12 protein-coding genes are annotated in these 13,229 nt (G+C 60.3%); 8 read left to right on the top strand and 4 right to left on the bottom strand.

Annotated features, from left to right (window positions below; genetic code table 11):
• Nucleotides 1–129 precede the first annotated feature (129 nt).
• The 8 genes from AC0Z6F_RS15525 to AC0Z6F_RS15490 all read left to right on the top strand — a co-directional run bounded on the left by AC0Z6F_RS15525 (nt 130) and on the right by AC0Z6F_RS15490 (nt 9,384).
• On the top strand, nt 130–498 hold the full coding sequence (locus tag AC0Z6F_RS15525) for a hypothetical protein (RefSeq protein ID WP_005411765.1): 369 nt from the start codon (nt 130–132) through the stop codon (nt 496–498).
• Nucleotides 499–589: 91 nt separating this feature from the next.
• Nucleotides 590–1,840, top strand: a complete 1,251-nt coding sequence (locus AC0Z6F_RS15520) for a TolC family protein (RefSeq protein WP_005411764.1) — start codon at nt 590–592, stop codon at nt 1,838–1,840.
• Nucleotides 1,837–3,072, top strand: a complete 1,236-nt coding sequence (locus tag AC0Z6F_RS15515) for an efflux RND transporter periplasmic adaptor subunit (protein WP_005411763.1) — start codon at nt 1,837–1,839, stop codon at nt 3,070–3,072. Before AC0Z6F_RS15520 ends, AC0Z6F_RS15515 begins: the two co-directional genes overlap by 4 nt.
• A gap of 9 nt (nt 3,073–3,081) precedes the next feature.
• Nucleotides 3,082–6,219, top strand: coding sequence for an efflux RND transporter permease subunit (locus AC0Z6F_RS15510; protein WP_005411762.1), 3,138 nt, complete (start codon nt 3,082–3,084; stop codon nt 6,217–6,219).
• A complete protein-coding gene (locus AC0Z6F_RS15505; protein WP_005411761.1) occupies nt 6,216–6,947 on the top strand; it encodes a HupE/UreJ family protein in 732 nt (243 codons plus the stop codon). The genes AC0Z6F_RS15510 and AC0Z6F_RS15505 overlap by 4 nt, the downstream gene beginning before the upstream one ends.
• A gap of 19 nt (nt 6,948–6,966) precedes the next feature.
• The gene (locus tag AC0Z6F_RS15500; RefSeq protein ID WP_005411760.1) at nt 6,967–7,605 is read left to right on the top strand and encodes a hypothetical protein; all 639 of its coding nucleotides are present in this window, start codon (nt 6,967–6,969) and stop codon (nt 7,603–7,605) included.
• 40 nt (nt 7,606–7,645) lie between these two features.
• Complete coding sequence (locus AC0Z6F_RS15495) at nt 7,646–7,885, top strand: hypothetical protein (protein WP_005411759.1); 240 nt, start codon at nt 7,646–7,648, stop codon at nt 7,883–7,885.
• A 164-nt stretch (nt 7,886–8,049) separates the two neighbouring features.
• The gene (locus AC0Z6F_RS15490) at nt 8,050–9,384 is read left to right on the top strand and encodes an MFS transporter (RefSeq protein ID WP_005411758.1); all 1,335 of its coding nucleotides are present in this window, start codon (nt 8,050–8,052) and stop codon (nt 9,382–9,384) included.
• 920 nt (nt 9,385–10,304) lie between these two features.
• Here the strand turns inward: AC0Z6F_RS15490 and AC0Z6F_RS15485 are convergent.
• The 4 genes from AC0Z6F_RS15485 to AC0Z6F_RS15470 form a co-directional block, all read right to left on the bottom strand.
• Nucleotides 10,305–10,760, bottom strand: a complete 456-nt coding sequence (locus tag AC0Z6F_RS15485) for a hypothetical protein (protein ID WP_032966131.1) — start codon at nt 10,758–10,760, stop codon at nt 10,305–10,307.
• Nucleotides 10,761–10,846: 86 nt separating this feature from the next.
• Entirely contained in the window at nt 10,847–11,548 is a 702-nt protein-coding gene (locus tag AC0Z6F_RS15480) for a hypothetical protein (protein WP_005411756.1), read from the bottom strand.
• Between the two features lie 539 nt (nt 11,549–12,087).
• A complete protein-coding gene (locus tag AC0Z6F_RS15475) occupies nt 12,088–12,318 on the bottom strand; it encodes a metallophosphoesterase (RefSeq protein ID WP_080052396.1) in 231 nt (76 codons plus the stop codon).
• A gap of 2 nt (nt 12,319–12,320) precedes the next feature.
• The gene (locus tag AC0Z6F_RS15470; RefSeq protein WP_005411755.1) at nt 12,321–12,791 is read right to left on the bottom strand and encodes an NIF family HAD-type phosphatase; all 471 of its coding nucleotides are present in this window, start codon (nt 12,789–12,791) and stop codon (nt 12,321–12,323) included.
• Nucleotides 12,792–13,229: the final 438 nt, after the last annotated feature.

Here is a 13,229-nt window from a genome sequence, read left to right as displayed (position 1 = left end):
CAAGGCGATCTGATCGGAGTTGGCTTAAGCGACACCCTCCCTCGAGAGCCAAGTCGTAATCGGAGCAGGCACCGACCCGCAACTCAGGACTCTCGACAACCCAGGTCGGGTACGACTATTCTTCCTTTCATGTCCGCCTTCTCGGCCCGCCACCGTCGACTCATCCAGCTCAGCATCTTCGTGCTGATGCTGTTGAGCATCGTTGTTCGGCCGATTGTGATCCAGCAGGGCGAGCTCCACACTGCCGAGCACGACATCGCTGCAACGGCAGAGCACGGGCACTCACACACCCCCGGAAATGGCGACAACGTAGATCCCAAGCATGCATCAGGTGTCCACAGCGTCCTTCACCAGGCCGATGTGAGCTTTGCCGGCATGCTGGTGTTTTCGAATCTGAACCTGGCTACTGTACCGCCGGCATCTTTACTGCCCGGCCTGCGCTCCGTTGATGAGCCATTGGGCCACCACGGCTCACCTTTTAGACCTCCGATCGTCTGACGACTCCTGCCGCGCTGTAGCGGCCTGAGCGCGCTGTTCACCAAATGGTGGCCGGCAGCGCGTCGTCATGACCATTTGTCGGAGATTTTCCGTGAAATTACGTAGTTTGTGGGCGCTGGCTATTGCCGGCGCCTGCGGTGTGGCCGTGCCTGGCCACGCCGCTGAAGTGCTGCGCCTGGAGGATGCGGTTGCCCGTGCCCTGGGCACCCATCCCAGCGTGCAGGCAGACGCTGCTCAACTGGAAGCTGTCAGAAGCCGTGCGGGCCGGGAGGCGTTGCCTACGCCCCTCGTGCTGGGAGGCGAGCTTGAAAACGTGGCAGGCTCAGGTGGCCTGAGCGGCCTGGACGCCGCCGAATCCACGTTCCGCATCTCCAAGGTCTTGGAACTCGGTGGGAAGCGGGCAGCGCGCCAAGCGCTCGGTGGCGCGGAGGTGGACGCCGCCCGAAGCGAGGCGGACGTCACCCGTATCGCCATTGCCACCTTGGCTGCGGGGCGCTTCGTCGATGTGCTGGCCGCCCAAGAGCATGTCGAGCACGCCGAAGAGCGCATCAAAATGGCCCAGGCCATGCGCCGTGAAGTGGCCCGCTGGGTAGCGGCCGCCCGTAATCCGGACTCGGACCTGAGAGCCGCCGAGATCGCCCTGCTCGATGCCGAGCTGAAGCGGGAGCAGGCGTTGCAGGCGCTGGAAGGCGCGCGGATGTCACTTGCCGCCACGTGGGGGGCGCCGAGCCCGGACTTCGGCTCGGTTGCCGGGGATACCGGGGTCCTTCCCTCTTTGGATGATTTCGATGATCTGAGCCTACGCCTCGCCACGACACCACAGCAGCGGGCCATGGAGGCCCAGGCCGGGGTTCTGGGTGCAAGAAGGGAGATCGCCCGGGCCAGCGCCAAGCCGGATGTCAGCGTTGGCCTCGGCATTCGCCGACTGGAAGCCACCAAAGACAGCGGCCTGGTGATGTCCATCTCTGTCCCGTTGGGAAGCCGGCGGCGATCGGATTTCTCCGTCGCCGAAGCGGACTACGAGCTGACCTCGCTCAAGTACAGGCGCGAGGCGCAGATGCTGGAGGTGCGTCAAGAGCTGTTTGGCATCTACCAGCAGCTCAAGCAAGCGCAGTCCGAGGTGGAGTCGGTGCGCCAGCGCCAGTTGCCAAAGGCCCAGCAGGCCTTTGATCAGAGCCGCAGAGGCTTTGAGGAAGGTCGCTTCTCCTTCCTGGTACTCAGCCAAGCGCAGCAGCGGCTCTTCGACCTTCGCGAACGGGAAGTCGAATCTGCCGCGCGCTATCTCCGTCTCCTGGTCGAGGCCGACCGCCTCACCGCTTCTGCCTTGGACATCCGCCCATGAACCGATACGTATTCCTGATCATGCTTCCGTTCGCCTTGGCTGCATGTGGCGGCAACGAACCGTCGCAGGGAGACAAGCCTGAAGCCACTGCTGCGGCCGCAGGCGACTACGAACGAGGGCCGCATCGCGGGCGCATGCTTCGCGACGGCGACTTCGCCCTTGAAGTAACTGTTTACGAAACCAATACCCCGCCGCAGTTCCGACTGTATGCCTATCGCAACGACAAGCCGCTGGCACCTGGCGAAGTCAAAGCGACGATGCAACTCAAGCGACTGGACGGCGAAGTCAACAACTTCAGCTTTGTTCCAGAGAACGATTACCTAGTGGGCAACGGGGAGGTGGTTGAACCGCACTCCTTTGACGTCAAAGCCGATGCAGTGGTGGGTGGGAAGAACTACACCTGGGCCTACGCCTCGTACGAAGGTCGCACAACCATAGATCCGAAAGCCGCTGCCGACGCAGGTGTCGTGGTTGAGTCCGCCGAACCAGGGGTCATCCGGGACACTGTCTCGCTTATGGGCAACGTCGCGGTCGACACCGGTCGCTTTGCTGCGGTGAAGGGACGCTTCCCGGGCGTGGTCCGCAGTGTGACGGTCGAGATGGGACAACGCGTCTCGGCCGGTCAGACGCTGGCCACGGTGGAGGGCAATGACAGCATGCGGACCTACTCCGTCACGGCGCCTTTCAGTGGCGTGGTGCTCGCACGCAATACGGCGGTAGGAGATGTCGCTGCCGACAACACGCTGTTCGAGATAGCTGACCTTTCCGAGGTCTGGGTGGATTTGCGTGCGCTGGGAAGCGACGCCGAGCGCCTGTCCCCGGGCCAAGCGGTGACCATCCGTTCGGCAACAGGTGGTTTGGAAACAACGGGAAAGCTGCAGGGCATCCTGCCGCTGGCCAGCGCGGGCCAGACCGTGGTGGCACGCGTGGCCCTTGCCAACGGTGAAGGCAGATGGCGACCGGGAATGGCCGTATCCGCCGAGGTCGTCATCGCGGAAACGGAGGTTCCTTTGACGGTAAAAGAATCGGGCCTTCAGCGTTTCCGGGACTTCACCGTTGTGTTCGCCCAGGTGGGCGACAGCTATGAGGTGCGGATGCTTGAACTGGGTAGGCGCGATGGCGAGCGCGTGGAGGTTCTGAAAGGACTGAAGCCAGGCACCCGTTACGTGTCCGAGCAGAGCTACCTGATTCGTGCCGACATCGAAAAGTCCGGCGCAAGCCACGACCACTAAGGACGCCCCATGCTAGAGCGAATCATTCGCGCGTCCATCGCGCACAGATGGCTTGTGCTCGTTCTGGTCCTGGCCTTCTCAGGCCTTGGGATCTGGAACTACAGCAAGCTTCCCATCGACGCCGTTCCTGACATCACCAATGTCCAGGTGCAGATCAACACCGAAGCTCCCGGCTACTCACCGCTGGAGGCCGAGCAACGGGTCACGTTCCCCGTCGAAACAGCGTTAGCCGGGTTGGCAAAGCTGGAATACACCCGTTCCATCTCACGCTACGGCCTGTCTCAGGTCACGGTGGTGTTTGAAGATGGCACGGACATCTACTTCGCCCGTCAGCAGGTCGCAGAGCGGCTTCAGCAAGCGGCATCCCAATTGCCCGAGGGACTCAAGCCAAGCCTTGGACCGGTAGCGACGGGCTTGGGCGAGATCTTCATGTACACCGTGGAGGCTGAGCCGGGTGCTGAGGAGACGTGGACACCAATGGCGCTTCGTACGCTGCAGGACTGGGTGGTCCGACCGCAGATGCGCCACTTGAAGGGCGTAACGGAGGTCAACACCGTCGGAGGCTATGTTCGCCAGTTCCACATCACGCCGGACCCGAAGAAGCTCCAAGCCTACGGACTGACGTTGCAGGACGTGCTGGAAGCCGTGGCACGCAGCAACGCCAACGTGGGCGCCGGCTACATCGAGAAGAGCGGTGAGCAGTACCTGGTCCGCGTGCCGGGCCAGGTGGCCGACATGGCGGGCTTGCGCAAGATCGTTGTGGCCAACCGTGATGGCATGCCATTGCGCGTTGGCGATCTGGCGGACGTTGTAGAAGGCACCGAACTTCGCACAGGCGCGGCAACCAAAGATGGCAAGGAAGTAGTCCTTGGCACGGCCTTCATGCTCATCGGTGAAAACAGCCGAGACGTGGCTCAGCGAACTGCCGCCAAGCTCAAGGACATCGACGCCACCTTGCCTGACGGCGTGCGGGCGCATGCCGTCTACGACAGAACCGAACTGGTGGACCGGACCATCGAGACGGTGAAGAAGAACCTTCTCGAAGGCGCCCTGCTCGTCATCGCGGTCCTCTTCCTGCTTCTGGGCAATCTTCGTGCGGCGCTGATCACTGCGGCGGTCATTCCATTGACGATGCTGCTGACGATCACAGGCATGGTTCAGAATCGTGTCTCCGCGAATCTGATGAGCCTGGGCGCACTGGATTTTGGCTTGATCGTCGATGGGGCGGTCATCATCGTGGAGAACTGCCTGCGCCGCTTTGGCGAGCGGCAACATCTTCTGGGCCGTCTGTTGACCCGGGAAGAACGATTCTCCTTGGCGGCAAGTGCCAGTGCAGAAGTGATCAAGCCAAGCCTGTTCGGCCTTTTCATCATCGCGGCGGTCTACATCCCGATCTTTGCCCTCTCCGGCGTGGAAGGGAAGATGTTCCACCCGATGGCGCTTACCGTGGTCATCGCGCTTACCGGTGCCATGGCGCTGTCCCTGACATTCGTGCCGGCCGCTGTGGCTCAGTTCGTAACGGGGAAGGTTTCGGAGAAGGAAACCAAGGCCATGCGCGGGGTTACCAAGCTGTATGGCCCGATGCTTGAGCGAGCCGTCAACGCACGCAAGGTGGTGGTGGCCTCGGCCGCAGTGCTCACCGTCCTGGCGGGCCTGCTTGCAAGCCGTCTCGGCACTGAGTTCATTCCGAACCTGGATGAGGGCGATATCGCACTGCATGCGCTCCGAATTCCAGGGACCAGCTTGACTCAGGCCATCGGCATGCAACGTCAGCTGGAAGCGGCAATCAAGCAGTTCCCCGAGGTGGACGAAGTCGTCGCCAAAATCGGCACTGCCGAGGTGGCGACCGACCCCATGCCCCCCTCCGTAGCCGACACCTTCATCATGCTCAAAGATCGGGACAAATGGCCTGATCCGCGCAAGCCGAAGGCGCAGCTTGTTGCCGAGCTCGAGAAGGTGGTTCGCGCCATTCCTGGCAACAACTACGAGTTCACTCAGCCCGTGCAAATGCGGATGAACGAGCTCATTGCCGGCGTTCGGGCTGAGGTTGCCGTCAAGCTGTACGGCGACGACTTGGAACAACTGGCAGCCATCGGTAGTCAGGTGGAGAACGTTGCCAGTGGGATCCAAGGAGCGGCCGACGTGAAACTTGAGCAGGTCACCGGTCTGCCCTTGATGACGATCACGCCGGACCTGGATGCACTTGCACGATACGGTGTAGCCATTGATGACGTGCAAAAGACCATCTCGGTGGCGTTGGGAGGTGAATCGGTCGGCCAGGTGTTCGAAGGCGATCGCCGCTTCGACATCGTGGTTCGTCTGCCGGAGAACCTGCGTCAGGACATCGGAACACTGGCGTCACTACCTGTAGCCGTCGCGCCAGGGGCGAGCACCGGCCAGGAGCGTAGCTTCGTTCCCTTGGGGCAGTTGGCCAAGGTCGAGATTGCGCCCGGTCCCAACCAGATCAGCCGCGAGAATGGCAAACGCAGGGTGGTGATCACCAGCAATGTGCGCGGACGCGATCTGGGGTCCTTTGTCGAGGAGTTGCGCAGCAAAGTCGGACAAGAAGTCCAGCTGCCCGAAGGCTACTGGATCGAGTACGGCGGCACCTTTGAGCAGTTGATCTCGGCAAGCAAGCGCCTGTCCATCGTCGTGCCAGTGGTTCTGGTAATGATCTTCGGATTGCTGTTCATGGCATTCGGCTCAGGAAAGGATGCTGCGATCGTGTTCAGTGGCGTGCCACTCGCGCTAACCGGAGGCGTGGTGGCGCTATGGCTGCGCGGCATTCCCTTATCCATCTCCGCAGGCGTGGGGTTCATCGCGCTTTCGGGCGTTGCCGTGCTCAACGGCCTGGTAATGATCAGCTTCATCAAGAACCTGCGAGAAGAGGGCATGCCCCTGCATAGGGCTGTCACCGAAGGTGCCCTTACCCGCCTCCGGCCGGTCCTGATGACGGCCTTGGTGGCGAGCCTGGGCTTCCTTCCCATGGCTCTGAACGTCGGTGCTGGCGCGGAAGTTCAGCGCCCGCTCGCAACCGTGGTGATCGGCGGAATCATCTCTTCAACGCTGCTGACACTGCTCGTGCTGCCGGCGCTCTATCGACTGATCCACCGCGAAAAACCTGATCTGGAAAGTCGCTCCCCATGAATCATCCATCTCCTTTCCGCACAAGGAACTCGTCTTTGACTTCCCCCACCAAGCTCTTTGCATGGCTTTCGATGCTTGCCGCAGTCCTCCTGCCGTTTGCGGCGTTCGCGCACGGTGTCAGCGAGGGCGACCAGGCCTTCCTTGAAGAAAGCACCGGTAGGCAACTGATCGCGTTCACCTACCTCGGCGCCAAGCACATGGTGACTGGATACGACCACCTTCTGTTCCTGTTCGGGGTGATTTTCTTCCTTTACCGCATGCGGGACGTGAGCATCTACGTCACCTTGTTCGCCATTGGTCACAGCACGACGCTGCTGCTCGGCGTGCTCGGCGGCTTTCACGTCAACGCCTATCTGGTCGACGCGATCATCGGCCTGTCGGTGGTCTACAAGGCCTTGGACAACATGGGCGCGTTCAAGCGCTGGTTCGGCGTGCAACCCAACACCAAGATTGCGGTCCTTGTCTTCGGCTTTTTCCACGGCTTCGGCCTGGCCACGAAGCTTCAGGACTTCTCGCTATCGCCGGACGGGCTGGTCCCCAACATGCTTGCGTTCAACGTGGGCGTTGAGCTCGGCCAACTGCTAGCGCTTGCCGGCATCCTGATTGTGATGGGCTTCTGGCGTCGACTGCCGTCCTTCAACCGTCAGGCCTACGGCGTTAACACCATCTTGATGATGGCCGGCTTCGTGCTCATCGGCATGCAGCTCACCGGCTACTTCGTTTCCTGATTTCTGAACGAGACCCATTATGTCGATCACCACCAATCAACCACTTCCCACCACTGGCCGCCTGCTGAAGTCGACCCTTCTTGCCGCTGCCATTGCCGGCGCGCTTCTCGTCACGGCCGTTCTGCCGGCGGAGTACGGCCTTGATCCCATCGGGATCGGCCGGGCGCTGGGCTTGACCGCCCTGGCGGACGGCGGAAGCACCGTCATCGACCCGTCCACGCCGACGTCCTCAACAGCATCGGGGGCAGAGGCCGCCTTGGCGGAGAAGGCCGCGGCCGCATTCGGGGCGAACAAAGGGCAATCGCTTGATCCAGGCGCGGTATCGCTCACCAACGGTGAGCTTCGCCAGGACGCGATGACGATCACGCTGGAGCCGGGCAAGGGAAAAGAGGTCAAGTCCCACATGGTTGCAGGCACCGGAATGCTGTTCCGCTGGAAGGCAACCGGGGACGTGGCAGTCGATATGCACGGCGAGCGACCCGACGTGAAGGGCGCATGGACCAGCTACGCCGTCGAAGGTGCGCAGCGGGAGGCGCGCGGCACCTTCGTCGCGCCATTTGAGGGAACTCATGGGTGGTACTGGCAGAACCGAGGCGACAAGCCAGTGACCGTGAGCATCGAACTTATTGGCTACCAAGCCGACATCTATCAGCCGTAACACCCCGGCACTTCGCCGATCCTAACCTAGGAGAATCACCATGAAGACTCATAGCGCAGTAGTTGCCGGCCTGCTTCTCAGCATGTCCCTTTTCACCACAGCGTCCGCCCATGATCCGGCGCTTCATGCCGATCCGGCAACCCCGGCTGCTCCCAAGGCCAAGCCGGCGACCTGCGAACAGTTGGCCGACCGTTCGAAGTTCAAGGTGGACCTCAATGATGCCCAGACCAAGGCGCTGAAGGAACGTTGCGAAGCGCAGGCAACACCGAAAAAGAAGTAAATCCATTCGCGTTTAGCGAACGACCCCGCCATGCCGGCGGGGTCGTCACCCCGACCCGAACAATGGTGGGCGTACACTCCGCCTGCCCGCCGCCTCTGTCCTGAAACCGGGCAGAGGGGGCACCCGGGTTGGTGCCGTCAGAACGTTGATATCAGGACAATCCCATGCTCGAAGTACTGAGTCACCCAACGTTTCGCCGCCTGTTTGGTGCGCAGATAGTCGCACTCGTCGGAACCGGCTTGGCAACTGTCGCCCTTGCCCTCCTGGCCTATGACCTGGCGGGCGCCGAGGCGGGCGCGGTGCTGGGCACCGCACTGGCCATCAAGATGGTCGTGTACGTAGCCTTGGCGCCCGTTTCAGGAGCGTTGGTCCCGGCACGGCTGCGCAAGCGGGTGCTGATCGCACTCGACCTGGTTCGCGCCGCTGTGGCGGTTTGTCTGCCCTTCGTCACCGAGATCTGGCAGGTGTATGTCCTTATCGCTGTGCTGCAGTCGGCGTCGGCATGCTTCACGCCGCTGTTTCAATCCACGATCCCCGAAATTCTTAAAGAAGAGCGCGATTACACCCGCGCGCTCTCACTTTCCCGATTGGCATATGACCTTGAGAGCCTGCTGAGCCCGGCGCTTGCTGCTGCACTGCTGACGGTCATCAGCTTCCACGGGCTGTTCGCTGGTACCTCGGTAGGTTTCATCCTCTCGGCGGTGCTCGTCGCGTCCACCACATTCCCCGCCCTCGCTTCCGTCTCTTCCAAGGACGGTCCCTATGCCCGAGCCATCCATGGAATGCGAATCTACCTTCGCACCCCGCGATTGCAGGGCCTGCTTGCATTGAACCTTTGTGCCGCAGCTGGCGGCGCGATGGTGTTCGTCAATACGGTGGTCATGGTCCGTACCGTTCTGGGCGGGGCTGAGGAACAAGTTGCGTGGGCGCTGGCGGCCTTCGGCGGCGGCTCCATGCTGGTAGCGCTTCTTCTTCCGAGAGTTCTGGACCGCATTTCGGACAGGACAGTGATGCTGACTGCAGGGCTGTTCATGTCAGCTGTCCTGATCACCTTCCTCGGCGTCTGGTTTGCCCTGAAAGGAAAAGTTGGATGGGCGGCGGTCATTCCGACCTGGTCGCTGTTGGGCATGGCGTATGCCGGTCTGGTTACGCCCGGCGGACGGCTGCTGCGACGTTCGGCTGAGTCCGCCGATCTGCCATTCCTCTTCGCCGCCCAATTTTCCCTATCACACGTTTGCTGGTTGATCGCCTATCCGCTGGCCGGCTGGGTTGGTGCCCGCTACGGCCTGCATGTTGCCTTGGCCGCCTTGGGGATTCTGGCTGCACTCGGTCTGGTCGCCGCGTGGCGCAGATGGCCGGCGCACGATCCTGAGGAGATAGCGCATCAGCACGAACATCTTGCTGAGGACGACCCGCACCTCTTGGCACACCGCGACGCGGATGGCACTCACCGCCACCGGTTTGTCATCGATCAACTTCACACTCGCTGGACAGGCTGACCAAGGCACCAGGCGGGCGGCGAGCACGGAGCCACCTACTTGCGAGTTTGATCGCAGACGTACATGTCCATGTCGACGTCATATCGACACGCGCGCCCACATTCGTAAGAGCCTACATCCTCCGACCCGGGCACTGGAGGCTTGTCTCTGAGGGCAGCTACTGCAGCTGCCTGGCAACGTTCGAAGGTGTCGTAGTCGCCATAAACGGCGTGTCGGACTTCCTGAGTAGATGCGTCCGGCGGATAGACAAAAGCAGTCCAGCGCCCCTGGGACCCGCCGCAGGAAACTGCGACTATGGCCACGCCGACGGTTAAGGTTGTCCGACCGATGTCCATGGCCGAATCCTAGCACCACCTCTAGCCGGGCAGAGATGAGCTGAAGCGTATTCAGCTTTTCAGGCCAATTAGCTTCTCTCAGCGAAGTCCGCTGTCGGCCAGAAGGGGACATCAACCTAAAGTCAAAATCCTACTGGGAACCCAACTGGCAGATGTTTGCTCTGAAAGCGCCACTAGCTGCTCCACTTGCCATCTTGTCCGTTACGTCAGTTGATTGCGCAACCACTGATGGGCGGGAAACCGTCCTGAGCTCGTTTGAGGGATTGCCTGCTGCCGAAGATCGGCACTGTGTTGTTGTGTGGTGCGGCGCTGATCAGCACTCCAGCCAAGAGCAACCGCTGCGTCCGCAACTTGGAGAGCGGCCACGTGCTCACACAGAACCGTCGATATCGTTTTGGCGCAATGCGCTCACCCGACCGCTTGATGTTGTCAGAGAACTACGGCTAAGAGACCTTTGAGGTCAAGATGCACGCCAATCGGCGATCTGGACGAACCGGTGTCCGCGGGTGGACAGAAGACTCTGCAACTCGCGTCCGATTGGCAGCAGTAGTGATACGGCCCATTGGCGGCTGACGGGCAGCGTGGTCAGCCTTCGCACTCCAGCTCTGTACGAGCTGCCTGCAAGACTCTTTCCGGACTTATCGCCAGCTCTTCGGCCGGACTTCTTTCGTCGAGCAAGGCATGCGGGGACAGGAACCACTCGACCTCACCCCATCCAGTTGTGCGAGCCAGCCCGTCTGGCTCGCGCTCGAAGGACCCCAAGTTACGCAGCACTCTCAAGATGTCAGCCAATCCGTCTATGGGCAGGCCTTCAGCTCTGAACTGCCAGGTCGGATAGCGGTAGCAGGGTACCGGCTGCGCCATGTAAACGGCCAGCAGTTTTCCTTGGCGACGTAGCTGAGTTGCATCGTTGTCGCCATGAGGGGATATCAGACCGAGCCTGGCGCTCACCTGCGCGCCGCTGAGCCATTCTGCGGCGAGTGCTTCGCGTTGGGCTGCGGCATCTGACTGAATCTGTAGCTTGGGATCAAGAGTGTCCATGTTCACCACGGCTGCGCGCCGGTACATGCATCGGCCTGACGGAAGTATCAGCGAGAACACAGGTTCTTCATCTGCGCTTGCCGATCTCAATGCTTTCGCCAGAAATCAGTACTGTAGTTGTTGAGCTGACTGCTGTAGCTGTCCAAGACCACCGGGAAGACCTTGGGCACAGTGGCAGCGCTCCCGCCGTCTCGGAAGTGCTTCCTAAGACTCGATAGCGCCAACAGCTTAAGATGTTCCCATTCCGAATAGAGGTCATCTTGTAGTTTTCTCTCCCGCGCCGCGGCACTGGGCTTACGCTTTGCGACTGGAGCGAGGTAATTGTCCCGGGGGACTACGGTGTGAGTGAAGACGATTTCTCCGGAAGTCCAGGCATCGCCAGCTGAAGCTCTCCACTGATAGCTGATACGTATGGACATGGTTGCTGCCAAACGGTCTGGGGGCATCATGTGGTCATATACACGGAAGACCTCCGCATCGTGAATCTCCTGCTCTAGCGCCACTTGTGTCTGTCTGAACGCCGAGCTTAGAGAGGAGCCAGCCTTAAGAGCTGCATAGTGCGTAGCCTCTGTCTTCTTCGGCGCTTTGGCTGCTGCGAAGGCCTGCAGTGCAGAGTCGAATTCGCGCGCTCGTCTAGCAACATAGTCACCGCAGAGATCAAGGCGAAACGGGATCAGTTCAAGACGGCTCCGGTTCTCGACACAGCGCGAAATGGCGTCGTCCAAGCCCATGGCATCGATGACCTTTAGCGCATCTATTTCACTCTTCAAGAAGTTCAGATGACTCACAAGCAGCTCCTTGCAATGACTCATTCGATCAAACAGAGAAGTGTTGCGTCGCCAGTATGCAGGAGACTTGGCTACCTTCGTGTGCCTGTCTTTCTCCCCAGGGTGCCACGGGCTTGATGATGTTCCAGTTCATAGCCCCTGCTGCGGTCTGGTGCAGCTGCGCATGGCGCGGTCGCCCGACTTGCCAGGGCACAGTAAGTGGATGGGATGAGTATGCCTATGTGGTCGGGTGCAGTTGCCTTCTGGGTCCCCTGTCGACGCTTGCTGTGTCATCAATACCCTACAGCTAGACTTCGATGAGCATCGCGGAGTCGAACCTAGTGTTCTCCGTTATCCAGGTCCCATCCGGCAACTGAACCGGATAGCCCATCGGGTAGGAAACAACCCTAGTGCTGCCAATGCCGTAGTCCGCCGAGTCGTGGACGTGACCATGGATCCATAGATCCGACTTCTCGACCAATGCGTCCAAGTTGGATGCAGAAGCTGTTGACGACAACTGGCCCTTTAGCGTTCGTGTATCGATCGCTCAGATGGTGACATTACCCGGACGCTTCATTGTTTCCGGGGACATAGACCGCGGGAATGTCAGCAGACGCGGTCTGTGCCCATGCCACCGCGCGATCGCCCAAGTCCATGTCGCCTGCCAAAACCACAGCATCTGGAGAACTAGAGCTGAGGTTCTTCAGTAGAGTGCTGGCAAGATGTTGAGCATCGGCCGGCGCATCGCGCCAGACCTCCAGGTGTAGATCCGACATCACTATTACTCGCATACTTACAGATGCTCTGGTCTCGCTTTGCTAGCCACCAAGTTCCCGAGAGTTGAGAGCCTCTCCTTCAGCTGCTCAGTGGCGACATTCAGCCCTTTGTCATCGTCCGAGTACGGCGATCCAAACAGCGGAATTTCAACCCAGAACTGCTCCTGTCCCGGATGCACGTAAGGGCCATAGTCGTCCAAGAGAAGTGCAGATCCAAGGCGAGGACAGACGTACGACAAGTCCTTAGTCTTGCCCGACCATTGAACGTACGGGAGTTGAGAGAACCACTCTGGCACGCTGCCTTCACGAACCAACAGCCCAGCAATACTGTGCGTAAGGGGCTCCGGTACGGTCGTAAACATGACGAGCTCTTCGAACTGAGCACGTACGTTCTCCAGAAACAGAAAGAGACCAGGCCTGGGAATCTGGCTTATGGCATTGGAGATCAGCGTTCCTTCCAGGTCCAACGCCAAGATGGTCGGCCTCATGGGATTCTCTATAGTGATTACGTATGCCTACATTGCCGTTTACAAGCAAGCCTGTCCATTGCGTGAGCCTAGTGGCACGCCCAAGCCGTGAGCCTACTGGTAGGCTATCTCCCTCGCAGTTGAAACCAACTGGTCTGAGCGGGGAAGACGTCTGCGGATCTGGCTCTCTTCACCCCAGCTTTCAGTACAAAGCGATGCTCGGTACAGGAAGGGCATAGTGACCAGCTAGGCGTTCTTGTTTCCCTTGAAGATGCTGATTGAGATTGGAATTCGGTGCACGAGGCAAATTTCCGAATAGCTGAACAGCCCAGTGTTGTTTTCTCCCCAGCATGAGCGCAAATTCACTACGGAAGGAGCCTAGGCTCCGTTTTCCTACTCCCGTACCTACAATCGTACTAAGGCATGGGCTCCGGCATAGTCAACGGCCTTAGGGAGTTC

It is taken from the genome of Stenotrophomonas sp. 1L-E-5-B-C3, from assembly GCF_057292075.1.
This window is presented reverse-complemented; position numbering and strand designations above follow the sequence as displayed.

Excerpts from the sequence above, each read along its gene's own strand:
- AC0Z6F_RS15510 (WP_005411762.1), top strand. The coding sequence starts at position 3,082 with ATGCTAGAGCGAATCATTCGCGCGTCCATCGCGCACAGATGGCTTGTG.
- AC0Z6F_RS15515 (WP_005411763.1), top strand. The coding sequence starts at position 1,837 with ATGAACCGATACGTATTCCTGATCATGCTTCCGTTCGCCTTGGCTGCA.
- AC0Z6F_RS15470 (WP_005411755.1), bottom strand. The coding sequence starts at position 12,791 with ATGAGGCCGACCATCTTGGCGTTGGACCTGGAAGGAACGCTGATCTCC.
- AC0Z6F_RS15490 (WP_005411758.1), top strand. The coding sequence starts at position 8,050 with ATGCTCGAAGTACTGAGTCACCCAACGTTTCGCCGCCTGTTTGGTGCG.
- AC0Z6F_RS15475 (WP_080052396.1), bottom strand. The coding sequence starts at position 12,318 with ATGCGAGTAATAGTGATGTCGGATCTACACCTGGAGGTCTGGCGCGAT.
- AC0Z6F_RS15485 (WP_032966131.1), bottom strand. The coding sequence starts at position 10,760 with ATGGACACTCTTGATCCCAAGCTACAGATTCAGTCAGATGCCGCAGCC.
- AC0Z6F_RS15495 (WP_005411759.1), top strand. The coding sequence starts at position 7,646 with ATGAAGACTCATAGCGCAGTAGTTGCCGGCCTGCTTCTCAGCATGTCC.
- AC0Z6F_RS15500 (WP_005411760.1), top strand. The coding sequence starts at position 6,967 with ATGTCGATCACCACCAATCAACCACTTCCCACCACTGGCCGCCTGCTG.
- AC0Z6F_RS15525 (WP_005411765.1), top strand. The coding sequence starts at position 130 with ATGTCCGCCTTCTCGGCCCGCCACCGTCGACTCATCCAGCTCAGCATC.
- AC0Z6F_RS15505 (WP_005411761.1), top strand. The coding sequence starts at position 6,216 with ATGAATCATCCATCTCCTTTCCGCACAAGGAACTCGTCTTTGACTTCC.